This window comes from Streptomyces sp. 8P21H-1 (genome assembly GCF_013302945.1).
Genome location: NZ_JABTYA010000190.1, coordinates 1 through 26,382, shown reverse-complemented (window position 1 = coordinate 26,382; position 26,382 = coordinate 1). Strand labels below are relative to the sequence as shown.

Sequence of the window (26,382 nt, the reverse complement as noted above, 5' to 3'; positions counted from 1 at the left end):
CGGCCAGGGCGGCGGCGCTCGCGGCGGCCTGCTCCTGCTGCTGCGCCAGCAGCCCGCCCGGCGTCTGCTGAGCTGCCGCGGCGGTCGGCCGCTGGTTCCCCTCCAGCTGCTGGCCGAGCTGCGACAGACCGGGCGTGAAACTCGCCGCGGTCGCGCCGACCAGCAGCAGCGCGGCGACGAGCTGGCGCGCGAGCAGCTGGCTCGGGCCGGCACCGGGCACCCGGTTCGGCAGTCCGACACCCGACAGCGCGGCCTTCACCTCGACGAGCACGCAGGCGGTGAACTGGGCCCAGGCGAACCAGACGACCACGGTCAGCACGTTGATGAACGTGCCGACGGTGATCTCCTGCTGGAGCCACTCCACCTTCGGCGCCCCGGAGGGCAGCGGCCAGCCGATCTGGGTGGCGAGCGCCCCGGGCACGCCGACGAGCAGCAGGAGCAGCGCGACGAGGGCGAGGAACGCCTTGACGAAGTCCCCCACCGTGCGGCGGCGCCGGGGCAGGGGCTGCGGCGTCCGGTTCCGCGGAACCGGCGGGCCCTGCGGTCCCGGTGCCCCCGGCGATCCCGGCGATCCCGGCGGGCTTCCCGGTGAGTTGGGAGTGGTACGTCGCGCCATGGCGGGTGTCCTGATGTCGTGTGGGGAAGGAGGTGACTGGAGCGGGGGCGGGGGTGTGCTGAGCCTACTGAGATCTTATGGAGCGTGTCGAAGGGCGGGAAGGCGGGAGAGCCGCCTCGCGGCGGGTCCGTTCCTCCGGGACCCGAGCCGGTTCCGGGGCGGCCCGCCCGCCCCGGTCGTAGACTCGCGTCACAGAAGCCACCGACCATCAGGAGGGGGACCCGGCATGGGCGGAAAGCCCGACCTCGCACTCCCGTTGAGCGACCTGGAGGACTACGGCTCCCGGCTGCGCGACATCAAGACGCGGATGAACCGCACCAAGAAGCTCTTCGAGTCCTACCGGGACGACATCGGCGACGGCGGCGTCTACGACAAGCTGGCCGACTTCGAGTCCAACTGGGAGGACGGCCGCGAGGACATCAACCAGCAGCTCGACGCGCTGGCCCAGATGTCCGAGGCGATCGTCCGGGAGTTCAAGAAGCTGGACGACGACCTGGCGAAGCAGGTCTCCGAGGGCGTGAAGGGCGAGGACGAGGGCGGCGGCAAGTAGAACGCCCCGCCCCGGTCCACCCCCTCGTCCTCCGCCCCTCTCAACCCACCTCGTTCTCCGCCACCGCCCGGCCCCGGACCGTCACGTCGCCGCCGTAGAACATGCCCGTGAAGACCGGCGAGTAGGTCAGCCGGACCTCCACCTCCACCTGGTCGGCGTTCGTGGCGACGCAGTTCGTGGCGGCTATGTCGGCGTTGGTCATGCCCATCTCCTGGGCGAAGGCCTTCACCCGGGCACCGCAGTTCTCGAAGAGGATCGGGGCGCCACCGCCCTCGTTCTGGTACAGCTCTTCGAGGTCCACGTCCTGGGCGGCGTAACGGGCGGCCTGTTCCGCGATGTCGGCGGCGCGTTCGCGCTTGGAGATGGACAGTCCGCCGTCGATGACGAAGGCCGACAGGGACAGGAACACCAGCGCGAAGATGATCACCGCACCGGCGCCGGACCCCCGGTCGTCGAACCGCAGACGGCGCGCGTCCACCGCACCGCGCAGGCTGTTCCCGCTCCCGTTCCCGTTCCTCATGCGCTCTGTCACGCCCGCCGTCACGCCTTCCTCTTGAAGGGGTCGAGCGGTGACGTGAACGACGCGGTCAGACGGGTCGGCACGTCCAGGCCGAGCATCGCCAGACCCCGTACCCGGCAGCTGACCTCCACGGTGAAGAGGTCCGCGTCCTCGAAGCCCGCGCTCGTCTTGTTCACCGTCACCGGCCCGGAGCAGACGTCCGCCAGGTTGGCGTCCGCGGCCTTCTGCGCCTCCGCCATCGCCGACCCCTCGTCCCGTTGCAGCGAACCGGAGCGGGCCGCGTCCCGGGCGGCCCCGTCGATCGCCCCGCGTCCGTCCACGAGTTGCCCGAAGGCCACCAGCACCAGGATGAAGAGGATCATCACCGGGGCGAGGATCACCACCTCGACCGTGGACAGCCCCCGGTCACCCGCCGCGCGCACGGCGTCACGCACACCTGGGCGCATCTAGTTCTCGCCCTCCTCGACGAACCGTTCCACGGGTCCCACCGACTGCGCGTGCACGGTCAGGTCCAGTCCCGGGAACACCGACGGCACCTTCGCCGTGATCTCCACCCCGACCGTGTTCTGGTCCGGCTGGACCAGCTTCACGTCCGGTCCGAGCACCAACTGCGGCCCCAGCTGCGCGATGTAGCTGTCCACGACGTCCCGCGCCTCGCCGCGCCACGCGCCCGGGGACTCGTCGGCCGTGGCACGGGCCTTGCGGGCACCGGCCTGGGCCGCCGCCTGGGCCACGTGGTCGGCGAAGAAGTACAGCGCGAACTGCACCGTCGCGAAGATCATGAAGAAGAGAACGGGCGTGAGCAGCACGAACTCGATCGCGGTCATGCCGGAGTCGCCGCGGGCGGAGGCGGCCTCCACCCTGCGGCGTACCCAGCGTCGTACGCTCACCGGCACCCCCGTGCGCGAGAGAGGGAAGAGAAGGAAGAGGGGGAAGAGAAGGAAAGGACAGCGGCGTAATCCGCCGGCAGGGCGGGGATCAGCAGGTGCTGCCCGCGTCCGCGCCCTTGATGCAGTCACCGACCTTGTTGGCGCCGTCGCTGAGCGCGGCGTTGATGATCGCGGCGACCACGCCGACGATCGCCACGACGACCGCCGAGATGATGACCCACTCCACCGCGGACGCACCGCGGTCGAGTTCGCCGGAGCGGGCGCGCTGCACCCTCCCCTGGAGGAAGGTGATCAGGAAGTCCACCCCCGGGATCCCGGTGCTGTAGTTCCGTCCGTTCATGGTGACGCGTCCTCTCAAGACAGTTCAGAGCAGTTCAGGGCAGTTCAGGGCAGTTCAGGGCAGTTCACGGAAGCAGTTGTTGTCGGTTGTCGGGCTCAGACCTGGAACACGCGCATCGCCGCCGGGAAGATCAGGAAGACCAGGAAACCGGCGCAGAGCAGCAGTTGCGCCACGAGCATCGACTGCGACTTCTCACCGGCGCTGCCCTCGATCTCGGCGAGTTCGCGGTGCCGCATCGTCTCGGCGCGGGAGGCGAGCGACTCGCGCACCTTCGCGCCGTCGTCCGCGACGAGCGCCAGGGAGGCCGACAGGTCCTTCAGCTCCTCGACCCCGATCTCCTCCCCCAGCGAACCGAGCGCCTGCCACTGGCTGATGCCGGTGATCCGGGCGTCCGCGAGCGCGTTGCGGATGCGCTGCGTGGCCCAGCCGTCGGAGACCTCGGCGGCCGCCATCAGCGCCTCCGGGAGACCGCGGCCGCCCGCCAGGCTCATCGACACCAGGTCCAGGTACGCGCCGATCACGCGCCGCAGGTCCCGCCGCTTCTCGGCCGCGTCCCGCCGCACCTCCAGATCGGGCAGGAAGAAGAAGACGAGCGCGCAGAGCAGGGCGAGCCAGACCGGGATGGCGGGGCTGTCGTTGAAGCCGAGCGTCCACACCACCGCGAACAGGAACGGCCCGAAGAACAGTCCCGCGACCCCCAGCAGCGCCTTCGTCGCGAGGAAGTTCTCCCAGCTCCGGTCGAGCACCGACAGGTCCGCCCGCAGCGAGTGCTGTTCCCAGCCCTGCTGGAGGTAGAACTCGGCGACGCGCCGGCCCACCCGGGTCCGTACGCCGCCGAGCCGCCCTCCGTCGTCGGAGGGACGGTGCGCGGACTCGTACGCCGCTCCCCGCGCCCGCATCGCGTCGATCCGGGCGACCTGGGCGACCGCACTGCGCCTGGTCGGCATCAGGGCCCGGACCAGGGCGTAGACGCCGAGGCCCAGCACGGCGCCGACCAGGACGGGCAGGGTCAGGGTCGAGCTCATCGGCGTACCCCCTCCTCCGGCAGCGACTGCGACGGCGACGACAGCGACGGCGTACGGGGGCGGACGAACCGGACCGCCGCCTCGTCCCGCACCAGGAACCGCTCCGGCGTCTCGATGACCGACAGCTTGCGCAGCCACCAGAAGCCGAGGGCGAACAGGCCGCAGACGCAGGCGAGCACGAGCTGTCCGACGGCCGTCCCGTACGGCTCGACGAACTCCCGGTTGAAGACGGACAGGCCGAGCACGAAGGCGATCGACACGGCCACGACGATCTGCACCGAGCGGCGGGTCGAGGCGCGCTGGGCCATGACGCGCTGGCGCATGTCGACCTCCTCGCGGGCCGACTTGGCGAGCGCGCCCAGGACTTGGCGCAGTCCCGGACCGCGCAGGCGCGCGTTGAGGATCAGCGCGGCCACGATGATGTCGGCGGACGCGTCGTCGATCTCGTCGGCGAGCTGCTGGAGGGCGTCGGGCAGCGGCGTGCGCGAGCGCAGCCGGTCCACGAGCGCGTCGAGGTGCGGGCGCAGGACGGGCGCCGCGGCGCGCGCGGAGGCGGGGATGGCCTGCTCCAGGCCGACCGCGCCCGCGATGGTGTCGCGCAGCGATTCGGTCCAGGACGCGAGGGCCTCCACGCGGCGCATGGCGGCCTTCTCCTCGGAGGCGCCGCCGAAGAGCTTGTCCCAGAAGAAGACGAGGACGGCGGTCGCGACACCGGCGACGGCCCACCGGGTGAGCAGCAGGACGGCGATGCCGGCGCCGGCGGCGATCGAACCGCGTCGCCCGGCGAACCGTGCGAGTTCGGAGGCGCGTTCGCCCGCCTTCCGCTTCTCGTGCTCGGGCCGGGCGGGCAGGCCGCGGACCGCGACGGCCAGCAGGGCGAGGCCGCCGCCCACCGCGACACCGCACGCGAGCGCGTACAGGACCGTCGTGGAGAACAGCCCGCCCATCGAGCCGAGCGAGCCCGGCGAGTCGAGTGCGGCCAGGGTCACGACCGGCTGGTCCGTGCCCGTGCCCGTGCCCATGCCCACGCTCGTGCCCGTGTCCATGCCCGTGCCCGTGTCCATGCCCGTGCCCGTGTCCATGCCCGTGCTCGTGTCCGTCATGGTCGGTTCACCCCCAGTTCCCGCCGCCGGGCAGGCGGTAGCCGTGCTGGACCAGGTCTTCGAGGCAGGCGATGGGCGCGTGCGGCACGACACGGCCGTCCGGTGTCTCGGCGAACACCTCGCTGGACAGGACGCGCCCGTCGACGCCGTTGACCTCGCGGATCGAGGTGACCATGCGCTGGAGCCGGCCGCCCGTCTGGTAGTTGTTGCGCCGCTGGATGAACACGACGAAGTTCACCGCGCCCGCGACGAGCATCTGGCTGGCCTCGATGGGCAGCCGCTCGGCGGCCTGGAGCGCGTACGTGGAGATGCGGTTGAAGACCTCGCTGGAGCTGTTGGCGTGGATCGTGGACAGCGAGCCGTCGTTGCCCTGCGACATCGCGTTCAGCATGGTCACGATCTCGTCGCCGAGGACCTCGCCGACGATGACGCGCGAGGGGTTCATACGGAGTGACCGCCGCACCAGCTCCGCCATCGAGATGGTGCCCTGGCCCTCGGAGTTGGGCAGCCGCTCCTCGAACGCCACGACGTTCGGGTGCAGGTCGGCGAAGGTGTCCAGGCCCAGTTCCAGGGCGCGTTCGACGGTGATGAGGCGTTCGTGCGGCGGTATCTCGTTGGCGAGCGCGCGCAGGAGCGTCGTCTTCCCGGCGTTGGTGGCACCCGCGATCATGATGTTCTTACGGGCCCGGACCGCGCAGGCCAGGAAGTGCCCGACCTCCGGTGTGAGCGTGCCGTTACCGACGAGGTCGGACATGAAGACCTTGCCCATGCGCGCGCGGCGGATGGACAGCGCGGGCCTGCGGGTCACGTCCATGACGGCGGACAGGCGCGAACCGTCCGGCAGCCGCAGGTCGAGCTGCGGGTTCGCGGAGTCGAAGGGCCGGGAGGACAGGCCCGAGTACGCGCCGAGGATCTGGATCAGCTCGATGAGTTCCTCGTCGGTCTCGGCGACCGGATCGCCCCTGACCTCCTGGCCGTTCGCGTAGCCGACGAAGACCTGGTCGTACCCGTTGATGTCGATGTTCTCGACCTCGGGGTCGTCCAGGAGCGGCTGGAGCCTGCCCACTCCGAAGAGCGCGGCGTGCACGGCGGCCGCGTACTGCTCCTCGGTCTCGGCGTCCAGCGGCGTACGGCCGGAGGTGATCTCCGTGCGGGCGTGGTCCTCCAGGATCTGGGCGATGACGGCGCGCGCGTACTGCCGCTCGTCCTCGTTGGTCATCGGCGTGACGCCGGAGACCTGGTCGAGGCGGCGCTGCTCGGCGATGCGGTCACCGGCCTCCTGCCGGAACCGCTTGACCAGCTGGTGGTCGACGACGGTCATCGGCCGGCTCCGGCGGGGCGCGCGCCGTTCGGGACGCCGCTCGGACCACCGTTCGGGACGCCGTCCGGGCCGCCGTCCGGTACGGACCAGGCGGCGCCGAACTGCTGGTAGAGGTCCGCGGTCACCTTGCGTGCCGAGCGGATGAGCAGCGACTTGTCGAGCCGCCCCCGCCTGCGGCCCGCGAGCTGGTCGGCGCCCGCGGGGTCCTCGGCGATCGTGCCGACGACGCGGGCGCCGGTCCGCGCGGCCGTCAGCATGTCGTCGACCTGGCGGACGATCTTCGCGGAGTCACCCGGGTCGGCGATGAGGACGACCCCGACGAGGGGCGTGCCCGGCGCGGCGGCGCCCCGCGGTCCGCCGTGCAGCTTGGTGGTGAGCGCGGCGGCCCGGTCGCGTACGCGCGCGATGGACTCCGGCGCGGTGCGCGCCACCAGGAGGACGAGCGCGGCCTGCGCGAACATCTCGACGGCCGGGGTGTCCCCGCTGATCCGGCCGCAGTCCGCTATGACGTCGGCGGGCGCGTGCTCGGAGTCGGCGAGCTGCGCGAAGGCCCGGCCGAGGGTGGGCCACAGCCCCGCGAGCCCGGCCGCCTGCTCGGCGCTCCCGAGCCCGACGAGCACTTCGAGTCCACCGCTCAACGGCTGTACGTGGTCCCACAGTTGATCGGGTACGAGGCCGCGGCGGGCGGTGGCGGCGATGGAGAGCATGCCCGTGTTGGGGTTCAGCGGCCCGCCGTGCGCGGCGGCGCTGCGGTACACGAGGTCGCCGCCGGCCGGGTCGGTCTCGGCGAGCAGCGTACGGCGCGGCCAGACCGCGGCGAGCGCGACGGCCGTCGTGGTGACGCCGGGGGAGCCTTTGTCCGCGGCGATGGCGATGAGGGCCATGGTGTGTGTGACTCTCCGCCGCTAGTTGCCGGGGACCTTGACGAGGGCGACCTGGTTCGCCGCGGCGGCACGGGCCAGCGCGGCGGCGGCGCTCTCGTCGACGGTCACGGTGACACGCTTGTTGGTACTGCTGATGGTGCTGTCGCCCCTGTTCCCCGGCACGCTGGTGACGCGGGCGTCGTCGACGATCGGAGTGTCGGCGCTGCCCGCGGAGCCGGTGGAACCGGAGCCCGTCCCGTCGGCCGAGCCGGAACCGGAGCCGGAGCCCGAGTTCGAGGAACCCGTGTTGCCGACCCGGTAGGCGGCCACGAGGTCGCCCGCCTCGATGCCCTCCGGGTACTGCCCCTCCTTCAGGGACAGACCGACGACGGCCTTGCCGGCCGGAAGGCTGCTCTCGGTGCCGAACATCTCGCCGATGACGAGGGTGCCCTTGTAGATCGTGGACTTGGCCTTGAGCTTCCTCAGGGTTTCGAGCTGGTTCCACCTGATGTAGTTGATCCCGGCGTCGCCGGCCACCAGGACCGACTCCACCTTCCTGCCCACGGACTCACCGGGCTGGATGTCGGCGGTCACCTTGATGACCTCGATGCGGTCGCCGGCGCGGAGCACCAGCATGGTCGCCCCGAGCGCACCGACGAGGATCAGCAGCACCGCGAGCGCGGCCAACGCCGGTTTGCGCTCGCGAGGAGGCGTGGGGAGGCGCTCCCCCATCGTCGGCTGAGCCGGTGCGGAAGGCCGGTTGTGGCCCGCCCCCGTACGCTCTTGGATCTTCACGCAACCGCTCCCCGTACACCCAAGAAAGTCTTTGTAGTCCAGGACACCCGACACACTCGACGCACCCGACACACTTCGGACACTCCGACCGCTCCGGCCACTCCGACCGCTTCACCCTCACCGGGCGTGCCGTCGTCCGGCCTGGTCGCACCCTCCCCGACCGGCCATGGCCGGAACCGGCGTGAACGGGCGTCAAGTCATCGCACCGTATCAGCAGCACATAAGCCCCTCAAGGCGCGACCGCGACCGTGGACCTCACACGCCCCGACGGTGTCCACGCGCAATCCGGCCCGTTCGGTTCCCGGCCGGTAAAAGGTCCGCACGGGGACGCTCCCCTGTGCACCAGCGAATACCCAACTCCCCTGCCCGGTCCACCCGATCACGCTGCGTCCACCACGTCCGTACACCGCGCTCACGGGAACCGTGCGGCGCATGGGATGATCTTCGGCCATGGATCGCTGTCGGTGACGGGGGCCGGTTTGCGATGAGGGGGCTCCTTCCCCCGTACCGGTGAAGCCCGCGTCGGTCGTGGCATACAGGCGTGACATACGGGCGTGGCCTACGGGCGGAGCCGGGGACGTCGGCTCAGAAGGCCCACGGGTCGGGGTGCGGGGTGAGGGACCGGTCCTCGGACCAGATGAGCCGCGCCTCCAGGTCGTCCCCGAGCAGTCCGGTGAGCCGCTCGACCGCCCACCCGTTCCAGTGCACACCGCCCGGGTACTCGGGCACGCGGAAAGCGGGCAGCGCGGCCGGCAGGGCATCCGGACGGAAGACCGTCGCCTTCATCTGGCCCGTGCCCTTCTTCGGCTTCGAGGATCTGCGCGTATCGACGCAGTCGACCACTTTCTCCACTGCGTACAGGACGTAGTCCGGAAGGCCCTTTTCTCCGGCGTCCTCGGATTTTTCGGCTCCCTCGGGAACGACCGGAAGGTACGTCCCGGCGGCCCGCAGCTCGTCCCGCACGAGGTCGGCGACCCGGCGGCCGAACACGGGGGCTCCCGGGTAACCGCAGGGAAACTCCGTCGGTCTCAACCGCGGGTTCCCGACCCATTCCGCCCGCAGTTCCCCCGGGAGGTCCCCGGGAGATCCCGTGCGCAGCCAGCGGATCAGCTTCCGGTGCGCGTACTCCTCCAGGGACAGCGTCCGGAACTCCCCGAGGCTCGGCAGCAGGCGGTAGACGGAAAGCGGCTTGCTCTGATCGCCAGTCGTCGTCGGATTGCCAGTCGTCGTCTGATTGCCAGTCACTGTCGAATTGTCAGCTGCCGTCGTCGGATCGTCAGTCACTGTCGGGTTTTCAGTCGTCATCACGCCGTCCAGACCGCGCCGGGACCCGGCTGTCCCGTGGCGAGTTCGGCCTCGACGCTCCGGCCGATACCGCGCAGTTCCTGCCGGATCCGGGCACGGATGGCGCGGGCGCCCATCCCCTGGTCCACGCTGTCACGGACGACCTGCTCCAGATGCTGGTTGACGCGGCGCAGGAACGGCTCCCGGTGCGTGAAGTTGTGGGGGGTCGGATGGTTGAGCGGAATTCCGTTGGCTGCGTCATTGATGTCGACTCCGTACCTCTCCAGAAGGGCGCGGCTTCTGGCCCCCGGTGCCCAGTGGCCCGTGTTGCCACCGGACGGAACGATATGTGCCGCCGCCTGGCCGCGCCCCACCGAGCGCCCTTCCAGCCGCATGTTCCTGCGCAGTCTCCGCGCGTTCTGCCGACAGGTCAGCAGGCCCAGGTAGTCGGTCCAGAGGAGCGGGTCGAGCGCGTAGCCGCGCGGATTCGGTCCTCCGTCCATACCGAGCGGATCGGGGGTGACGTAGGCCGCGGTCGCCGGATCGTAGTGCCGGAAGTAGTTGTGGTGGAGTTCGGTCTCCGGGTCGAAGTACTGGCCCGGGAAGCGCAGCGGGGTGTACGTCGCCGCGTCCGTGACGTGGCCCGTCAGCCCCCAGAGTGTGGCGTCCGCACGCCAGGCGATCTCACCCGCCTCGGACACGAGTTCCGTCGGAGTGCCGACGAGATCGGTGACGATGGCGAAGAAGCACTCGTCGACGACGTCCTGCGGAGCGCCGGCCGCCGTACGCCGTTCGGTCTGGGCCACCGGACGTATCCCGTCCCGGTCCCAGGTGAGGGTGCGGTCCTCGGTGCTGCCGGGGATGTGCGTGGTCTGCTCCACCAGATGGACGCCGTCCCAGGTGAAGCGTGTCTCCTCCGCGACCGTCGCGCCGTCCGGGCCGAGCCGCCGCTTGGACACGCGGCGGCCGAGGGCGTCGTACACGTACTGCCAGACCGTCCCGTCCGGTGTGCGCACCGAGGTGAGGCGGTCCTCGGCGTCCCAGGCGTAGCGCCAGACGTCGGGCTTGCGGGACAACCGCGTCCGGCGGCGCAGGACGACCCGTCCCGCGGCGTCGTACTCGTAGTGGAAGGATCCCGCGCGCGTGACTTGGTTCCCCGAGTGTTCCCGCTCACCGCGCGCCTCCGGGGAGGGGTGCCGGTCCGGCCACGCGGCCCGTGTCTGGTTGCCCGCCGCGTCGTATCCGTAGGACTCGGTCCCGTGGGACTCGGTCCCGCTCGTGGTACGGACGGTGGTGATCCGTCCCGCCCCGTCGAAACCGAAGGTGCGCCGCTCCGTCCCGTCGAAGCCGGAGGCGCGCCGTCCCGTCCCCCGGTCCTCCAGCGCGCTCACGCTGCCGTCCGCCCGGTAGGTGTAGGTCTGCTGTCGCACGGGCCCGACGGAGGCGGACCCGGCGGAAGCGGACCCGGCGGAAGCGGACCCGGCGAAGGCGGGCGCGGCGAGGGTCCGGCCGGTGAGGGTCCGGCCGGTGAGGCGACCGTCGGCGTCCCAGGTGTGGACGAGGGTGTGGACGGGCCCGGCTCCGTACGTGCCGAGCCGCCGCGCGGTCTCGCGCCCCAGTGCGTCGTGGGCGGAGGCGAGGACGCGCCCCGAGGCGACGAGACGCGTACGGTTCCCCGCCGCGTCATAGCTGTACGAGCTGGTGGCGCCGCTCGGTGTCGTACGGCTGACGGGCCGACTCAACGGGTCGTACACCGTGGTGAGTGTCCTGCCGTCGACCGACTGTGTGGTGATACGGCCCGCCCTGTCGTATCCGAGGACGAGCGTGGCCTCCGGCCCGGCAGCGCGGAGCAGCCTGCCGGCGGCGTCGTGCACGAAGACAGTGCGCGCCCGCTCTCCCCCCGCCCGGCCTCTCCCCGTCTGCCCGTCCACCGTCTTCTCGACCGGGTTCCCCACCCCGTCGTACGTGAATTCCACGGCCTGGCCCACGGGATTGACGCGGCTGGTCAGCTGCCCCGCGGCGTCGTAGCCGTAGGTGAGGGTCCGTCCGTCGAAGTCGGTCTCCGAGACGAGGCGGCCCGCCGCGTCATGGGTGTACTCCCAGGTGAGCCCACGCGGGTCCGTGACCGTGGTGAGCCGCAGTTCGGTGTCGTGGGCGAACGTGTGGCGGGCTCCGTCGGGAGCCGTGCGCGAGGTCAGCAGGTCGAATCCGCCGTAGGTGAAGCGGGTGACACCGCCGAGGGCGTCGAGGTGGGTGAGGCAGTTGCCCTCGCCGTCGTACGTCCACGCCTCGGCGGCACCCGACGGTGCGGTGAGGGAGGCCATCAGTCCCTCGACGGTCCAGGTCATCCGCGTCGTCGCGCCCAGGGCATCGGTGACGGCGGTGTTGCGGCCGAAGGCGTCGTAGGAGTACCGGGTCCGCGCACCGAGTGCGTCCGTCGCGCAGACCGGCTGTCCGGCCTCGTTGTTGGTGAAGCGCTGCACCGCGCCCAGCGGATCCGTCAGCGTGGCCAGAGCGCCGCTCCGGTCGTGGGTGAAGACGGTGGTCGCTCCGTCGGCGTCCGTCAGGGAGACGCAGTTGCCCCGCTCGTCCCACTCCTGCCGCACCACGGTGCCGTCGTACCCCGTCACCTCGACGGGCAGGCCGAGGTCGTTGAAACGCGTCGAGGACGTGGTGCCGTCGGGCAGTCGGACGGCCGTGAGGTTGCCCGCCCCGTCCCATTCCATCCGCGTGGTGCGTCCCAGCTCGTCGGTACGGGACACGAGCTGATCCCTGCGGTTCCACTCCTGGTGGACCGTGTGCCCCAGGGGGCCGGTCTCCGCGATGAGCTGGTAGGCGTCGTTGAACTGGTAGTGCGTGGCGTGGCCGAGCGAGTCGACGGCGACGGTGCGGTGCGAGACGTCGTCGTACTCGAAGGTGTAGTCGAGCAACCCGTCGCGGCCCCGGCCCGCCACACAGCGTCCGGCGGAGTCGTACGTGAAGCGGTACCAGACGCCGTTCCGGTCCTCCCAGCCGACGGCTCGCCGCTGGTCGTCGTAGAAGAACCGCAACGGCTTCCCCGACGAGTTGACGACCTCGGCGAGATCGCCCCGCTCGTCGTAGCCGTACCGTACGAGCGTGGGACGGGCGGGGTCGCTGAGCAGGGTGAGGGCCGTGATCCGCCCCGCCTCGCAGGTCACGCCGATGCGGTAGCCGCCGTGGTGGGCGACCTCGACGGGCGTTCCATCGGGGGCGTACCTCACTGTGATCGTGTTGTCGTTCCGGTCACCGATCGCCGCGAGCGGCAGTTCGGCCGGCGGACGGCCGGGCAGCGGCCGGAACCGGAGGGTGCGGCCGTTCTCGGGCTGGTGCACCCTGATCTCGCCGTCCTGGACACCGTCCCAGGTCATGGGCCAGTGCGGGCCCTCCACCGGAAGCAGCGCCAGACCCGGTTCCGGCACGGGGTAGACGAGCACCATGCCGTCGTCCGTGGTGAGACGCACGCCCGTGGCATCGAGCGCCAGCCGCTGATCCAGCGTCGAGGTCCAGCTCGGGCCGAGAAGACGGCCGCCGCGTGCGCCGGTGCGGTAGTGCCGCTCGAAGAGGAGCGGCAGCATTCCGTCGAACGAGACGTCCGTGGCGGACATGACCATCTCACCGGTGGCCATGTCCACGGGGTCACCGCGGGTGAAGAGCTTCTTCATCTGCCGCCCCATGGAACGGGTACTGCGGCCAAGGCCCTTGACCCCCAGGGCCATCCCCTTGAGCCCGGTCTTCCCGAAGGCTTTGAGTCCCTTGGCGAGTCCGCCGAGGGTGGTCAGGCCCTTCATGCCGGGGATGCAGTCCAGGGCTGCGAAGGCCACCTCCCATAGAGACGCCTGCCCCTTCATGTATTTGTTGAGGGTGTCGGCGAGGACGACGAGGGCGGCGATGAGCACGATCGCGCCCAGGATGGGCCCGCCGATGATCAGGGCGATGACGCCCAGGACGGCGACGACGACCTTGCAGACGGCGACGATGGTGTCCCAGTTGTCGACGAACCAGTCCCCCACCTCCTCGTACCACCTACGGTTCTGAATCCCCGCGTCGGAGGCCTCGTCGAGCTTGCGCTTGGCCTCCCCGGCCGCCTCCTCACGCATCGCCCGGGCGTCCGCGGCCATCTTCTTCGCCGCGTCCAGCGCACTCTGCGCGGAGGACACATCCGACTGAGCCGCGGTATGGGCATCCCTGGCGCTCTGCGCATCGCGGGTGGCGGCCCGCACCTTCGCCTCATCCGGCTTGTCGACGTCCTTGCCGCCGGTGGGATCGTCCTTGTACTTGTCCGCTTCCTTGGTGGCGCGGGTCACCCAGGAGTCGGCGGAGGAGAGCCGGGTCTTGGCTGAGGCGAGGTCGGCCTGGGCCTCACGCCCCTTGACCAGTGCCTTGTCCGCCAGCGCCTGGGCACGCTCCAGCTTGGGCCAGTACGCCGCCAGCGCATCCCCGGCCAGGTCATAGGACTTCTTCAGCTTCTTCAGGTTCTTCGGAACCCCGGAGAACTCATCCCGGAAAACCTCGGCGGTCTTGCCGACCATCGACAGGACGGCATCCTCGCCCGCCATGCCCTGCACCAGGCGGAGAGCGTCCTGCACGTCGTCGGCGAAGTCGTGCAGGCTCTTGGCCAGCGACTTCACCCGCACCGGATCACCCGGCGTCGGATCCCTCTCCAGATCCAGCACATGCCAGTCCGCCGGCCGATACCCCGCCACCCCGAACCCCCGTCACACCCACCACACCCACCCCGTCAATCACGCATACGCACACGCACACGCACACGCACACGTGAAGCTACTGGGTACGGACGTTCGTTGAAAAGGTCACGGGTGAGGAGGGCGGCGAGGGCCCTACATGGGATGCGGCCCTACGTCACCGCCCTACTCCACGAAGCGGAACGTCGACGTGATCGCGTCGAAGATGTCGAAGAACGAGTCCGCGAGGTCGAGCACCTGGCTGCTCCCGGCGACGAGGGCGACCTTGCCCTCCTGGCCCGGAACGGGGATGAACGTTTGCATGAGTACGGCACGGACGGTGCGGTTGAGTGCGTCACCGGGTACGGGGATGTCTTCGATGCCGTACGTCCGCGCGGCCGGACCGACGTCCGGGATGTCGACCGTCGTGACCTTCCGCCACGCGTCGCCCTCCTTCTTGGCCTCCCGCACGGCGAGCTGGCCCGCCATGACCTGCGGGTCGGTGGAGAGGGGTTCGCCGTCCTTCGTACGCCCGCCGACGAGCGAGACGGTGACCGACCCGGTGATCGGGGTGTCGCCGCCGAAGCTCTCGGCCATGCAGCCGCAGTACAGCGCGCCGGACTTCCAGGCGTCCGCCGCGGACTTCTGCAGGAAGGCGGTGTAGGTGTCCTTGTACTTGACCAACTCCGGCTGTTGCCGCAGGCGCTCGGCCACCATGCGCCGGATCGAGTCGTCCCGCGACTCGGGCCGCACGTCGAACTCCCACCACGACTCGGGCACCTTGATCCGGAAGCCACCGCGCTCGATGGTGAGGGTTTCCATGTAGCGGGCCATGTTGGTCGGTCTCTCCCGGGTTCCGGTGGTTGCGACGGCTGCGACGGCCGCAACGGTCTCGAGCGGTGTTCCCGCCGACTCGACAGGATCGCTGATCCGCGAAGCTGATCGGTGAAGCTGATCCGTGAAGCCGTCGGTGTGCGGTCTGGTGCGGGGTCTGGTGCGGGGTCTGGTGCGCGCAAGCCTACGAGGCCGCTCGCGCCCGCGGCCCCGGCAGTCCGTCCTTACCCGCCTTACTCGCGTTCCCCTCCCCCGGGGACCGCTTCAGACGGCGCCGTCGAGCGCGGGCCGCCGCACCCCCGCCGGCGCGATGCCGGACAGGTCGCGCACCGTGACACTGTTGCGGTCGCAGACCGAGCGGCCCAGGGCGTACTGCGGCCACAGGCCCGCCGCCACACGCCTGCTGCGCTCGCTCCACTCCCGCGCCGGCCCGCTGCTGGTCTTGTAGTAGTTGAGGGCGTACCCGCCCGTGTGGACGCGCAGCAGACAGAAACCGCCGGGGTACTCCTTCACGGCGCCCACCTCCTGCAACGTGACGTGCCGCGCCTGCGGGAGGACCGTGCGCTTGTTGCGGTGGGTGTGGCCCGCGTGGTGGAGGAAGACGCCCGGGGCGGCGGCGTACGCGTCGAGGATCGTACGGGCCTGGCGGCGGTTCAGGCGCTGCCCACCCGTCACGGGGAACGGCGAGTTGCGTACGGTCAGCGGGTGGTGCCCGAAGACCATCGTGGGCTGGTCGGCGTGGTCCCGCAGCCGCGCCCGGAACCAGGAGAACTGCTCGTCGGAGAGGCCGCCCGAGTTGGCGCCGTTCCCCTTCTTCTCGTACGTGTCCAGTCCGATGATCCGGAGCCCACCGAGGTCCTGGACGAAGTACGCGGCCCCGTCGCCCGGTCCGTCGCCCGGTCCGTCACCTGACCTGCCACCGACGGCTACGGGAAAGGCGTCCAGGAAGCTGTCCCCGAACTGCCCGCGCCGCCGGTCGTGGTTGCCGCGGACGACGAAGTAGTCCTGCCCGTACGTGCCGAACCCGTCCAGGAGCCGCCTGGCCTCCGCCAGGTCGCGCGGTGCCCCGCCGGCGGATATGTCCCCCGCGGCCACGAGCCGGTCGGCGCCGCGCCGGTGCGCCTCCTCCACCAGCGCCCTGCCCATGACCTCCGGGTACGGGGCGAGTCCGAGCCGCTGCGAGATGCCGCGCATCATCGGCACGCCCGTCACCAGTCCGGCGGTGGTCTCCCCTAGATGCAGGTCGTTGCAGAGCGCGACCGACAGCAGGTGGCGGCCGGGGGGCGGTTGCGGCGTGGTGAAGGAGTACGGGCCGCCATGGGTGCCGAATCCGTGGAGGGAGGTCCCCACGGCGTTCCCCTTCACCAGGTGCAGCGGGGTGGGTGTGGCCGCTGTGCCCCGGGAACGAGCCTGGTAGTAGTACGTCTGGCCGGGTTCCAGGCCGGTCAGCTCCACGTAGTGGTGGGCGGTCCGCCGGCCTTCGGCCGCGGTGCGGTTGAGCCGGGCGGGATGCGTGCCGTAGACGACCTCGCCCTCGGTCACCGCGGGAACCAGGTGCCCGAACCCGTCGTCGCTGCCTTTCGCACCGGTGTGCCAGGTGATGACGGCCCGGTCCTCCGTGAGGGTCACCAGCTCCAGATTGACGGCGGACACGGCGTCGGGTCCGTCGAGTCCGTCGGGTCCCCGGGGGTGGCGCGCCTGCGCCGTACCGCGACGGGCGGCGGAGTGGAGGGCTCGGAGGAGGGCGGGGGCACAGGTCGCGGCGGACCGCAGGACGTCGTGCGGGGCGTGGAGACAGCATGGCATGCCTGTTTTGTGCCCAGGCGCGGCGAACGCGAACAGTTCGGGCGACGACGGCGCCACGACTCCGCGGCGTCCGGCCGCCTACTGGTCTTGACCGCTGTCCGTCTCGGGGTACGCGACGAAGGTGCCCTTGGCGGGGAGGGTGAGGACGAGTCCGCGTTCGCGGAGTTCGCGGATGGCCCGGCGGGCGGTCAGGTAGGTGACCCCGTACTCCGTTCCGAGGTCCCGCTCCCCGGGCAACCGCGCCCCCGGCCGAAGCTCACCCGATGCGATCCGGGCAGTGATGTGGTCAGCCACCTGCATGTACACGTACGCGATCTTGTTCGGGCCGATCGGTGAATCGCCTGTGCCTGCTGCCATGAGAACCACCGTAAAACAGCGCTGAGCTGCGCTAATAGTCCTACAGCTACAAACTGCTATGCACTGACATGCGCAGCAATTTAGGCCGAAGGCACGAAAAACCCCAGCGGCGGCGGCAACCGTCCCGGGGCGTGGCCAACGCTTCCAAGGAGCGTCAACATGCTGGACCTTACCTTCCGCCTCCTTGCCAAGGTGCTTGACATTTGCACCCCTCAATCCCAAGGCCGACACCGCCTGGGAGCGCCCCCGCCCCTCCGCTTCATCCCGGTCCCACCGCCCCGCCTCGGCCCGGATCACATCCACGGCGGCGCCCCGGTGACCGCCCGATGACGCGCCCGGCCGTACGGATGTGCGCTCACTGCCACCGCCTGACGAACCACCCGGTGCTGGTCCACGAGGTACACGCGGCGACGGGCCCCGGCTTCAACATCTACGCGTGCGCCGAGTGCGCCGATCAGTACCCGCCCATGAGGGACCCACTGGAACTCACAAGCACATCCCCCGAGGGCTCCCGCCTCACGCTGCGGGTCTACACGGTCGACGCGCAGGGCGCCGTGACCAGGGAACGGAGCAAGGTCGAAGTCCGGGCCGGCGGAGGGACCGATCCATTGCCGCAGACGTCGGCGTACCCGCCGTGCAGGTGCCCACGCTGCCGGACGCCGGAGCCCGGCACGCCCCGGCGGAACTAAAACTCTCGGGTCCCGGAAGCACGTCGCCATCCGGGACCCGAGGCCCGTCCGGGACCGCCGCCCCCCAGACGCGATCGAGTCACTCACGCCACCGACTTGCCCCGATTCCTCCGCGTCCGACCGGCCACACAAGAGGGTTCGCGGTGGCGAAACCGTCCGCCCCGCAGATACCGTCGTGCCTCCTGAATACATCTAAATCTCACGGGGGTTCACTGTGAAGCGCCGCTCTTTGCCCGTTGCTGCCGCGCTCGCCACGACCGCAGCACTGCTGCTGACGGCGTGTGGCGGCGGGGACGACAAGTCCAGCGACAACGACAAGATCGCAGGCGCGGAACAGGGCACGGAGAAGCCGAAGAAGTCGGCAGAGCCGGCGGGAACGGCGAAGGACAGGCCGGACGGCGTGGACGTGTCCCTGCCCAAGGACATGGACCTGGTCTTCGACTGGGACAAGCCGGAGAAGAAGAACGAGGCGGCGGCGATGGACGACGCCGCGAACTACATTCGAGCCATCTACCGGGGCGTGGACAAGGGCACGACCAAGGACGCTGCCGTAATCGCGTACTCCACAGGTGATGGCCTCCACTACGCGGAGACGCAGATCAGCTCAAGGGTCGACGATGGATGGACGGCCACCGGCACCCGGCGCCACTACCAAGCCACGACCCGATCCGCCCCGGGCGGCAATTCGGTGGAGATTGCTTTCTGCGTGGACTCCAGCAAGTTCTACGGCAAAGAGGTCAAGACCGGAAAGGTCCATACGACCAAGCCCAGCATCGCGGACTTCGACCACTTCAAGATCATCATGGTCAAGTTCCCCACCAGCGACAAGTTGTGGCAGGCCTCCAAGGTGTTCGTCGAGGAGGAGGCGGTGAAGTGCCAGTGAACGCAGTACGGCATGTGCCCCTCAGCATCCGAGCGGTAGCCCTGACTATGGCCCTCGGCGCCCTCGTATTGGCGACACCGGCCCATGCGGCCGAGCCGAAACGCAATGGCGAAGGCGCCACCAGTGAACAACAAGGCGGCAGGAACGGCACCGGCATCTACGCCGCTGCCAAGGTCCAGTACTCCGGGTCCGTCACCAAGACCGGCACCACCGGCAACATCTCCTCCGCCGACGTCAACTGGTCACCGCCACCCTGCTGGTACGCCCCCTACCTCGGTGCCAAGGACTTCAAGAAGGAGATGACCAAGAACATCGAGACCGCCAAGAACCAGCCCGGCATGACCGGCCACGCGGGTGCGGCGATCGGCGAGATGCAGCGCCACTACGAGGACGACTACGGCTGGACCGACACCCCCGGTTACAAGGACTACAACGTCGACAAGGACGGCGAGGGGATGTTCTGGGCCGCCGTCGAGAATCCCGCCGAGCCGGACATCCTCAAGCGAAAAGCCTGCTCCGACCTGCCCTTCTGGGTCGAAAACGGCGAAGCCCCACCGCCGCAGTACGAGCAGGCCATCACCCCGGAGATGCTCGCGGCCCTGGCCTACCAGCACATGGAACTGCCGGGCACGAAGGTGTCTCTCGCCCCCGAGGCCATCACCAAGGTGAACCTGCCGACCTGGGCGTGGCTCGACGAAGCCGTGTTCGACGAGGTCCAGGCGACGGCGGCCATCAACGTCCCCGGTTTCAACATCCAGGCGACCACGACGGCGAAGCCCAAGTCGCTGACGCTCAACCCGGGTACGACGGACGCCACGACGATCCCCGCCGACGGCGGATGCCCCATCGTCGACGGCAGAATCGGCGAGCCCTACGCCAGGGGGAAGGCCAAGGAGACCCCGCCCTGCGGCATCGTCTACCACCGCTCCTCCAACGGCGGCACGGTCCCCCTCAAGGCGGCTCTCACCTGGGAGATCAGCTGGACGGGCACAGGCCAGGCCGGCCCAATAGGCATGCCGGACGGCACGATCGAAGCGACCCAAGACATCACGGTCGAAGAAATCCAGTCGGTCAACCGCTGACTGCGGAACGTGCTGTACAGCGTGTCCTCCTCCGAGGCCGCCGCCAGCGAAACGACTCACGCAATCATTTTTTGCTCTGGACTACATCTTTCCCACTGGGGAGCCCCACTGTGGAGCGTCACACTTCTCCCACCGCAGCCGTCGTCGGCACGGCAGCACCCTCACTCCCGGCGGCCCACGCCGGAGATGACGTCAGGTCCGGCGGCGCGGGCCAGCTCACCTCAGCCAAGTCAAACCCCGCACACGAGGAGGGCCAACGGTGGCAGACCCGGATCTGACAGTCGACTTCGAGTTCCTCTCCGACTCCGAGCGGAAGCTCGACCAGCTCAGACGGACGTTCAAGGACATCGAGAACCGTCGCGACGACATGAAGCAACACTGGGGATCCAGTGCAATCGCCGAAGCCATGGGTGATTTCGTCGACAACTGGGACGACTACCGCACCAAGCTCATTGAAGGTATCGAATCGGTCGGAAAGCTCGTGGCCGGTACGAAGAAGGCATTCGAAGACCTCGACGACGATCTGAGCAAAGCCAACGAGAAGAAGCCGAAGAAGTGACCACAGCCACATCCAAGCGTCGTCCTGTTGACTGGCAGCCACTCTGCGATTCCGATCCGGTGCCTGGTGATCCCGAGGAGATCCGCGCCGAAGTTCGTCACATGGTGACGGTCGCGCAGAAACTCCGGGACCAGGCCAAGAACCTACAGATCCTCAGTAAAGAAGAGCGCCTCAAGGGCAAATACGTCAAACGTCTGCGTGAGGACTCCAACACCCTTGAGAAACATATGCGTGAGGTCGCCAGTCGTTACGAGCGCGTCCACGGCCATCTGACCACTTGGTCCAACGAGTTGGAGGACTTTCAGTCCGACGCCGACCGTGTCCTGCGTCAGGCCAAAGAGAAGCAGGACGAGATCGCAGCCGAGAAAGCCAAGGCGGCCGACTCGGCCGACAAGCAGACTCCGCAACCGTCCGAGAACGGAACGGACGACGATCCGCTGCAGACTTACCGAAACCAGCTACACACCATCACCGGCGACCGTGACAGCCGTGCCAACCACTTCGCGGGGAAGATCAGAGATGAGATCGACGATGTCATCGAGGACTCGTGGTGGGACGACGTAAAGGGCTGGTTCCATGACAACGCGGACTGGATCAAGACTGTTCTCGACGGGCTCGGATGGGTCGCAACCATCGCAGGGATCGTTGCCATCTGGATTCCGGGCCTGAACCTCCTCGTCCTCGCGATCGCCGTCCTGACCATCTTGACAAGATCCATGCTGGTCGCTTCCGGCGACGCGTCCTGGACCGACCTCGCCTTCGACATCGGTGGTCTGCTCCTCATGGGCATCGGTCGCGGGGGCATCAACGCGCTGAAGAGCGCGAACAAAACCACCAGCACGGCCGCCCAGGCCACCCGGACCGCAGCGCTGAAGTCGGGCCTCAGGTCTCACAAGGGAATGCTGAACGACCTGGGCAAAGCCATGGCAGGTGCTCAGGACGACGTCTCCCGCAAGTTCTTCTCGGACTTGCGCACGTTCACGCTGAAGAAGATCTCGGGAGAAGCCGGCCGCGTTGCCAAGACACCGACCCCGGTGAGCACACTCTCCAAGTGGGCGCACCTGGGCGATGACGAGGCGGCCGGGTTGTTCGGACAGCTCCGCGCGAACAAGGGGGTCTTCCCCGGTGCTGTGTCCGGCGGGACTTCCCTTAAAGGACACATTGGCTATGTGGCGTCCATGGGGGCCGCCTACGTTGGCATGGGTGTTGACGTCATGGACAAGTCACTCAGCAAGAGTGACTCCGTCGGCTGGCTGGACAAGGAAGGCCTGGTCCCCGGAGACAAGCCGTACAACGAGGGATACAACGACTGGAAGGAGAACGGCTGGAAACCGGCCCCGGATACTCATTGGTGACCAGTTGGACATTATCCAAAAAGACGACAACAGCGAAGAAAGCAGGACAAATGACTGGGTCTCTCAGAGAGCAGCTGGGAACGGGCGCCAATTTCAGGGCGAGGGTCACCATTATCGGCGCACTGGTGTCCATTTTTCCATTGATCGGGATTGCTGTACTGCTCCCCGACGACGGTCGCACAGCCTTGTACTGGATCTACTGGGCCTTGCTGACCGGTTGCCTGTTTCATCTTCTGTGGATCCTGGTCCAGAATCCCACACCCAGCAGACGTCCACCGCTGTTGACGCGCGACCTGGCGATGGGCTGGGCCCTTCTGCTGCCCAGTCTCCTCAGCTCCTTCTGGCCCGGGATCATCGGAGCACCATTGTTTACCGTATTGGTCGGTGCGACCTGGGTCGCAGAAAAGATTCGGAACCGCAGTGTCGCATCCTGAGACATCCTTCGAATCCACTGTTACGCCCAATGGGTTCAATCTCGTCCCGCCACCCGGATGGGATGCCATTCCTCTCCAGAAGGGAACAAAAGACGCAATCCAGCGGATCGTAAAGAAATCTGTCACACAACTCCCCGCAGGATTTCCCAAAGACGACATTCCAAGGGCTCGGCTGCAGCTCACGAAAGAACTCAAACGAGCCGTGCGACAAGCCCGCAACACTGAGGGCCTGACCCTGTATCTCCCCACCGAGAGAATGCACGGAATGATCATTCCGGCCTCTTTCGTCGTCTCCGAGCCCCTCACGGCACCGACGGGAAGAAAAATCGAGTCCGAAGCCGTACTCATGGACCTCGCCCGTGACGCCGAGGACGCCTCACTACGGGAACTGGACGGTACGGCGGCTGTACGCACCCTCCAGAAAGTGCCTGCCGATCCCGACAGGGGAGTCGAGGTGCCGTCCTGGCGAGTGCAGTACACCGTTCCGATCCCGGACAGCGCCCCCGCTCAGTGGCTGACCTTCTCCTTCAGCACGCTGGTAGCCCCTGGTGTGGACACTGAGTTCACCCAGACCCTTGTCGAGCTCTTCGATGCCGTGATGACAACCTTCCGCTGGAGCTATGCATGATGATCGTCGAGACCGACGCCGATCCGACCCTGTGGTTCCATATGCCACTGCACGGTTCCAGGTCGGAGTTCGCACAGTGGCTGGATCTGCAACTCGAGGCCAGCGCCTTGCTTCATCAACGCAAACTCACCTGGCGTGAGAAGCGGCAGATGAGGAAGTTCCTGGAAGGATCGGCTGCCATGCTGCGCGATCGGGTTGCAGCAGACCAGGCGTTCCTCTTCGGTCCGATGCCGCCACAAGCAGCGCCGCTTGTCTTCTTCGTCAAACAGTTCGACTGCGACGAGGAACACAGCCCACTGCATCTCAGTATGCTGGCCGAACCCGACCCCTCGACCGCTGCGGCCAGCCAACGCGTGGAAACCGTCCCGTTCATTTCTCCGCAATTCGGCGAAGGCCTTCGCAGTTTGCGCAGCTGGACTGCTGACGGTAATCAAATGCTCTCGGTCAGCTACGCCTGGAACGATCCGATCCACAACATCGACCTGCTCCTCAAAGGGCATTACGACGACCCCGCCCTCCTTGAAACCTCCTTCGACGTCATCGACGACTTCGCTCGAAGCATCAGGCTCACGGACAAGACATAACGCGGTCCCGTCAGGTATCGCGCTCCGTACCGAGCGCCCGGAGGTTTTCCGCGCCTCGGGCTTCCCAGCTTCTGATTTCGACGTCGTTTCCTATGGCGTTTGGCGGCTGTCAGTGTTGTACCGCAGTGTGAGAGTGTCCAGACATGAGTTACGACTTGGCCGTGTGGGAAGGAGAGCGGCCTGCGAATGACAGGGCTGCCTGCCGAATCTTCACAGACCTATTCGACCGCTACCTGGAAGCAGAGGTGTGCATCCCCCCGACCGAGCGCATCACGGCTTACATTGCTGCGCTTGTGGAGCGGTGGGGTGACGTGACTGACGATGTGGAGGATCCTTCGCCTTGGTCGGCCGGGCCGTTGATCGGCGGAGCCGGTGGCCCGATTGTCTACTTCCCGATGAGTTGGAGCAGGGCTGAGGAAGTCTCTGCCTGGGCAGCGGCCCTCGCGGAGTCGATGAGGCTGGTCTGCTTCGATCCTCAGCAGAATCGGCTCAGGCCCTGACCGTCTTGGTCAGACGGCGGTATCCGACAAGAAGCGCCGCCACACCGAAGAAAGCGAGGACATGTTCTGACTTCCGTTCGTAACGGAGGAGCAGCGCGGTGGTCTCCAGATGTACCTGATGCGTCACGGACAAGTGGACGAGTCCGGTAACACTGAACTCTAAGGGCCCATGTGCGGCGGGGCTCATGTTCCTACCCCACCGCACACGCGTGCTGGAAGGACCGGACGCTCAGCCCTTGACACCCTTGGCGAGCTCGTTGTCCAGGTCCTCGTACGCCTTCGCCGCGCTCGTCAGGAACTTGGCCATGCCCGTCAGGCCCTCGATCGTGTCCTTCGCGCCCTTCTTGAACTCCGTGAAGGAGTCCTCGAAGGCCTGTGAGCCCTTGCGGGTGGTGTAGCCGTCCTTGACGAGGCCCTGGATGTAGCGTTCGAGGGAGTCGAGCTTCTCGTCGATCTTGTCCTTGGCGTCGGTCAGCTTGGTAGCCGCCTTGTGCATCTCGTCATAAGTGATATCCGCGTCTTTGCCGCCGGCCATGTGGCGTCCTCCGTAACAACTCGACTTGCCGCAGGGCCAACCCCCGTGGCTCCCGTTGCGGATGATGCGATCGTCCGCTGAGCATGCAGCTTACGCAGGACGCTTGCACCCGCACACCCTGGTTCCGTCAAGACCCTTGAGGCGGGCGGCACATACACCCGGCACATACACCGTTGCCGGTGGGAAGGGTGGAGCGGATATCGTCACGGGGCAGTATTCGGCAGCCCTGAGCAGTCATCAGGGGGTTTACGGGGAGGACGATCGTGCGCCTGACTCTGACCGTCGTCGATCCGCTCGGCGGCGCCGGTGCCGACGTGGTGCTCGACGCGGATCCCGAGTCCTCCGTGGGGGACATAACCAAGGAGCTGGCCGCACACGTCGGTCACGACGGCGGGGCGCGGATCATCCCCATCGGGCAGCAGCCGGACGGCGGCGCCCGTACCGGCAGCGGTACCGGCAGCGGTACCGGCAGCGGTACCGGCAGCAGCGGCAGCGCGCCCGTCGCCTACGTCGACGGCCATCCCCTCGACCCCGGCGCCACCGTCGCCACCTCCCCCCTCCGCGAGGGCGCCGTCGTCAGCCTGTACGACCCCCTCGGCTGTCTGCCCGGCGAGCCGGCCGGGCTCGTCGAGCTGCGTGTCGCGAGCGGGCCCGCCGCCGGTTCCGTGCACCGGCTCGGCATCGGGCGCTACGACATCGGCAGCGGCCCCGCCGCCTCCCTCCGCGTCGACGACCCCGAGCTCGCCCCACGTGCGCTCACGTTGTCAGTTGCAACCGACGGAACCTGCCAGGTCGTCGTGCACGAGGACGAGGACAGAAGCGACGACGGGGGCCCGGACGACGGAGTCGTCACCCTCGACGGGGAGCCCTTCGAAGGGAAGGAAGGGAAGGAAGGGAAGGAAGGGAAGGAGTGGCCCCTCGGTGCTCAGGTCGCCGTCGGCAACACCCTTCTCGAACTCGACCGCTACTCCCCGCCCGACGCCGCGCTCAAGTGGTCCGAGGACGGGACCGGGCTCGACTACAACCGGCCGCCCCGGCTGCGGCCCCCCGAGCGTCAGACCCGGTTCAGGCTGCCCGCCAAGCCGCGTGACTTCGAGGCCCGGCCGCTGCCCTGGCTGATGGCGATCACCCCGCTCGTCGGTGCCGTCGTCGCCGTGATGATCTTCGGGCGCTGGTACTACCTGATCATGGCGTTGCTGAGCCCGGTCATCCTGTTCGGCAACTACTTCATGGACAAGAAGCACGGGCGCAAGTCCCATGCGAAGCAGGTCAAGGAGTACAAGGAGCACAAGGAGCGGATCGAGAAGGACGCGCAGGAGGCCCTCGTCGACGAGCGCCTGGACCGGCGGCAGGCCGTGCCCGACCCGGCCACCGTGCTGTCGATGGGCACCGGTCCCCGTACGCGTCTCTGGGAGCGGCGCCGCACCGACGCCGACCACCTGCTCATCAGGGTCGGCACGGGAAAGCTGCCCTCCGAGGTGGTGCTCGACGACCCCGAGCAGGACGACCACAAGCGCGAGGTCACCTGGACGATCGAGGACGCCCCCGTCGCCGTACCGCTGCCCGAGCGCGGAGTCGTCGGCGTCGCGGGGCCCGGCGACTCCGCGCGGGCGATCGGGCGGTGGATCGTGGCGCAGGGTGCCGTGCTGCACAGCCCGCTGGACGTGCAGTTCTACGTCCTCACCGAGAACACCGCCCGCCCGGCCTGGGACTGGGTCCGGTGGCTGCCGCACTCCCGGCCGTCCGGCGCCCAGGACACCAACGTCCTGATCGGTACGGACGCCGAGACCGTCGCCGCCCGGATCGGCGAGCTGACCCAGCTCCTCGACGCCCGCCGGAAGGCGGCCAAGGAGAACGGCCGCGAGACCCGGTTCACCGACCCCGACATCGTGGTCGTCTGGGACGGCTCGCGGCGGCTGCGTTCCCTGCCCGGTGTCGTACGGCTGCTGCGGGAGGGCCCCGCCGTCAGCATGTACGCGATCTGCCTCGACGCGGAGGAGCGGTTCCTGCCCGGCGAGTGCCAGGCCGTCGTCGTCGCCGAGCCGAAGCCCAGGCCCGCGTCACAGGCACGCCCCGCGTCACAGGCACACCCCGCCCCCGGGACGGCCGCGGGCGCGACCGCCGGG

Annotated in this window: 25 protein-coding genes and 2 pseudogenes; 10 read left to right on the top strand and 17 right to left on the bottom strand. The window is 68.7% G+C overall.

Annotated features, from left to right (window positions below):
* A pseudogene (locus HO151_RS03225) lies at positions 1 to 616 on the bottom strand (hypothetical protein); the annotation flags it as partial.
* A gap of 226 nt (positions 617 to 842) precedes the next feature.
* Here HO151_RS03225 and HO151_RS03220 point away from each other — a divergent pair.
* Complete coding sequence (locus tag HO151_RS03220) at positions 843 to 1,166, top strand: hypothetical protein (protein ID WP_173894597.1); 324 nt, start codon at positions 843 to 845, stop codon at positions 1,164 to 1,166.
* 40 nt (positions 1,167 to 1,206) lie between these two features.
* Here HO151_RS03220 and HO151_RS03215 read toward each other — a convergent pair whose 3' ends face one another.
* From HO151_RS03215 to HO151_RS03150, 14 genes are all read right to left on the bottom strand, one after another.
* Positions 1,207 to 1,686 (bottom strand): TadE/TadG family type IV pilus assembly protein, encoded by a 480-nt coding sequence (locus HO151_RS03215; RefSeq protein ID WP_173894602.1) that lies wholly within the window; start codon positions 1,684 to 1,686, stop codon positions 1,207 to 1,209.
* Positions 1,687 to 1,706: 20 nt separating this feature from the next.
* Entirely contained in the window at positions 1,707 to 2,120 is a 414-nt protein-coding gene (locus HO151_RS03210; RefSeq protein WP_368039405.1) for a TadE/TadG family type IV pilus assembly protein, read from the bottom strand.
* Between the two features lie 12 nt (positions 2,121 to 2,132).
* The gene (locus HO151_RS03205) at positions 2,133 to 2,582 is read right to left on the bottom strand and encodes a TadE family protein (RefSeq protein WP_173894595.1); all 450 of its coding nucleotides are present in this window, start codon (positions 2,580 to 2,582) and stop codon (positions 2,133 to 2,135) included.
* A gap of 82 nt (positions 2,583 to 2,664) precedes the next feature.
* Positions 2,665 to 2,916, bottom strand: a complete 252-nt coding sequence (locus HO151_RS03200) for a hypothetical protein (protein ID WP_055509289.1) — start codon at positions 2,914 to 2,916, stop codon at positions 2,665 to 2,667.
* A gap of 95 nt (positions 2,917 to 3,011) precedes the next feature.
* On the bottom strand, positions 3,012 to 3,941 hold the full coding sequence (locus HO151_RS03195; protein ID WP_173894594.1) for a type II secretion system F family protein: 930 nt from the start codon (positions 3,939 to 3,941) through the stop codon (positions 3,012 to 3,014).
* Positions 3,938 to 4,888: a type II secretion system F family protein gene (locus tag HO151_RS03190; RefSeq protein WP_173894601.1), complete on the bottom strand. Its 951-nt coding sequence runs from the start codon at positions 4,886 to 4,888 to the stop codon at positions 3,938 to 3,940. Before HO151_RS03190 ends, HO151_RS03195 begins: the two co-directional genes overlap by 4 nt.
* 163 nt (positions 4,889 to 5,051) lie before the next feature.
* A complete protein-coding gene (locus tag HO151_RS03185) occupies positions 5,052 to 6,365 on the bottom strand; it encodes a CpaF family protein (RefSeq protein WP_173894593.1) in 1,314 nt (437 codons plus the stop codon).
* Positions 6,362 to 7,249, bottom strand: coding sequence for a hypothetical protein (locus tag HO151_RS03180; RefSeq protein ID WP_254594671.1), 888 nt, complete (start codon positions 7,247 to 7,249; stop codon positions 6,362 to 6,364). The genes HO151_RS03185 and HO151_RS03180 overlap by 4 nt, the downstream gene beginning before the upstream one ends.
* A gap of 21 nt (positions 7,250 to 7,270) precedes the next feature.
* Positions 7,271 to 8,023, bottom strand: a complete 753-nt coding sequence (locus HO151_RS03175) for a hypothetical protein (RefSeq protein WP_173894592.1) — start codon at positions 8,021 to 8,023, stop codon at positions 7,271 to 7,273.
* A 585-nt stretch (positions 8,024 to 8,608) separates the two neighbouring features.
* On the bottom strand, positions 8,609 to 9,268 hold the full coding sequence (locus HO151_RS03170) for a hypothetical protein (RefSeq protein ID WP_368039404.1): 660 nt from the start codon (positions 9,266 to 9,268) through the stop codon (positions 8,609 to 8,611).
* Positions 9,269 to 9,327: 59 nt separating this feature from the next.
* Positions 9,328 to 14,001: a DUF6531 domain-containing protein gene (locus HO151_RS03165; RefSeq protein ID WP_173894591.1), complete on the bottom strand. Its 4,674-nt coding sequence runs from the start codon at positions 13,999 to 14,001 to the stop codon at positions 9,328 to 9,330.
* A 195-nt stretch (positions 14,002 to 14,196) separates the two neighbouring features.
* A complete protein-coding gene (locus tag HO151_RS03160) occupies positions 14,197 to 14,844 on the bottom strand; it encodes a hypothetical protein (RefSeq protein ID WP_173894590.1) in 648 nt (215 codons plus the stop codon).
* A gap of 264 nt (positions 14,845 to 15,108) precedes the next feature.
* Positions 15,109 to 16,497 carry a metallophosphoesterase gene (locus HO151_RS03155; RefSeq protein ID WP_368039403.1) on the bottom strand — a complete coding sequence of 463 codons (1,389 nt, stop codon included), beginning with the start codon at positions 16,495 to 16,497 and terminating at the stop codon, positions 15,109 to 15,111.
* 231 nt (positions 16,498 to 16,728) lie between these two features.
* The gene (locus tag HO151_RS03150; RefSeq protein ID WP_173894588.1) at positions 16,729 to 17,007 is read right to left on the bottom strand and encodes a winged helix-turn-helix domain-containing protein; all 279 of its coding nucleotides are present in this window, start codon (positions 17,005 to 17,007) and stop codon (positions 16,729 to 16,731) included.
* A gap of 903 nt (positions 17,008 to 17,910) precedes the next feature.
* Here HO151_RS03150 and HO151_RS03145 point away from each other — a divergent pair.
* From HO151_RS03145 to HO151_RS03110, 8 genes are all read left to right on the top strand, one after another.
* On the top strand, positions 17,911 to 18,579 hold the full coding sequence (locus HO151_RS03145; RefSeq protein ID WP_173894587.1) for a hypothetical protein: 669 nt from the start codon (positions 17,911 to 17,913) through the stop codon (positions 18,577 to 18,579).
* Positions 18,580 to 18,626: 47 nt separating this feature from the next.
* Positions 18,627 to 19,661 (top strand): hypothetical protein, encoded by a 1,035-nt coding sequence (locus HO151_RS03140; RefSeq protein ID WP_173894586.1) that lies wholly within the window; start codon positions 18,627 to 18,629, stop codon positions 19,659 to 19,661.
* Between the two features lie 259 nt (positions 19,662 to 19,920).
* Complete coding sequence (locus HO151_RS03135) at positions 19,921 to 20,220, top strand: hypothetical protein (RefSeq protein WP_173894585.1); 300 nt, start codon at positions 19,921 to 19,923, stop codon at positions 20,218 to 20,220.
* Positions 20,217 to 21,575, top strand: coding sequence for a hypothetical protein (locus tag HO151_RS03130; protein ID WP_368039402.1), 1,359 nt, complete (start codon positions 20,217 to 20,219; stop codon positions 21,573 to 21,575). Before HO151_RS03135 ends, HO151_RS03130 begins: the two co-directional genes overlap by 4 nt.
* Entirely contained in the window at positions 21,572 to 22,009 is a 438-nt protein-coding gene (locus tag HO151_RS03125; protein ID WP_217422813.1) for a hypothetical protein, read from the top strand. The genes HO151_RS03130 and HO151_RS03125 overlap by 4 nt, the downstream gene beginning before the upstream one ends.
* Before the next feature lie 256 nt (positions 22,010 to 22,265).
* Positions 22,266 to 22,637: a hypothetical protein gene (locus HO151_RS03120; RefSeq protein ID WP_217422812.1), complete on the top strand. Its 372-nt coding sequence runs from the start codon at positions 22,266 to 22,268 to the stop codon at positions 22,635 to 22,637.
* Positions 22,634 to 23,221: a hypothetical protein gene (locus tag HO151_RS03115; protein WP_173894583.1), complete on the top strand. Its 588-nt coding sequence runs from the start codon at positions 22,634 to 22,636 to the stop codon at positions 23,219 to 23,221. The genes HO151_RS03120 and HO151_RS03115 overlap by 4 nt, the downstream gene beginning before the upstream one ends.
* A gap of 143 nt (positions 23,222 to 23,364) precedes the next feature.
* Entirely contained in the window at positions 23,365 to 23,721 is a 357-nt protein-coding gene (locus tag HO151_RS03110) for a hypothetical protein (RefSeq protein ID WP_173894582.1), read from the top strand.
* Here HO151_RS03110 and HO151_RS03105 read toward each other — a convergent pair.
* The gene (locus tag HO151_RS03105) at positions 23,711 to 23,848 is read right to left on the bottom strand and encodes a hypothetical protein (RefSeq protein ID WP_173894581.1); all 138 of its coding nucleotides are present in this window, start codon (positions 23,846 to 23,848) and stop codon (positions 23,711 to 23,713) included. The two genes, HO151_RS03110 and HO151_RS03105, sit on opposite strands and share 11 nt — an antisense overlap.
* Positions 23,849 to 23,950: 102 nt before the next feature.
* Positions 23,951 to 24,256 carry a WXG100 family type VII secretion target gene (locus tag HO151_RS03100; RefSeq protein ID WP_173894580.1) on the bottom strand — a complete coding sequence of 102 codons (306 nt, stop codon included), beginning with the start codon at positions 24,254 to 24,256 and terminating at the stop codon, positions 23,951 to 23,953.
* 263 nt (positions 24,257 to 24,519) lie between these two features.
* Here HO151_RS03100 and HO151_RS03095 point away from each other — a divergent pair.
* Positions 24,520 to 26,382 (top strand): annotated as a pseudogene (locus tag HO151_RS03095) (cell division protein FtsK); the annotation flags it as partial.

Coding starts and splice junctions, on each gene's coding strand:
- HO151_RS03220 (WP_173894597.1), top strand. CDS start 843: ATGGGCGGAAAGCCCGACCTCGCACTCCCGTTGAGCGACCTGGAGGAC.
- HO151_RS03215 (WP_173894602.1), bottom strand. CDS start 1,686: ATGAGGAACGGGAACGGGAGCGGGAACAGCCTGCGCGGTGCGGTGGAC.
- HO151_RS03200 (WP_055509289.1), bottom strand. CDS start 2,916: ATGAACGGACGGAACTACAGCACCGGGATCCCGGGGGTGGACTTCCTG.
- HO151_RS03195 (WP_173894594.1), bottom strand. CDS start 3,941: ATGAGCTCGACCCTGACCCTGCCCGTCCTGGTCGGCGCCGTGCTGGGC.
- HO151_RS03190 (WP_173894601.1), bottom strand. CDS start 4,888: ATGGGCGGGCTGTTCTCCACGACGGTCCTGTACGCGCTCGCGTGCGGT.
- HO151_RS03185 (WP_173894593.1), bottom strand. CDS start 6,365: ATGACCGTCGTCGACCACCAGCTGGTCAAGCGGTTCCGGCAGGAGGCC.
- HO151_RS03180 (WP_254594671.1), bottom strand. CDS start 7,249: ATGGCCCTCATCGCCATCGCCGCGGACAAAGGCTCCCCCGGCGTCACC.
- HO151_RS03160 (WP_173894590.1), bottom strand. CDS start 14,844: ATGGCCCGCTACATGGAAACCCTCACCATCGAGCGCGGTGGCTTCCGG.
- HO151_RS03150 (WP_173894588.1), bottom strand. CDS start 17,007: ATGGCAGCAGGCACAGGCGATTCACCGATCGGCCCGAACAAGATCGCG.
- HO151_RS03140 (WP_173894586.1), top strand. CDS start 18,627: ATGGCCCTCGGCGCCCTCGTATTGGCGACACCGGCCCATGCGGCCGAG.
- HO151_RS03120 (WP_217422812.1), top strand. CDS start 22,266: ATGCACGGAATGATCATTCCGGCCTCTTTCGTCGTCTCCGAGCCCCTC.
- HO151_RS03115 (WP_173894583.1), top strand. CDS start 22,634: ATGATGATCGTCGAGACCGACGCCGATCCGACCCTGTGGTTCCATATG.
- HO151_RS03110 (WP_173894582.1), top strand. CDS start 23,365: ATGAGTTACGACTTGGCCGTGTGGGAAGGAGAGCGGCCTGCGAATGAC.
- HO151_RS03100 (WP_173894580.1), bottom strand. CDS start 24,256: ATGGCCGGCGGCAAAGACGCGGATATCACTTATGACGAGATGCACAAG.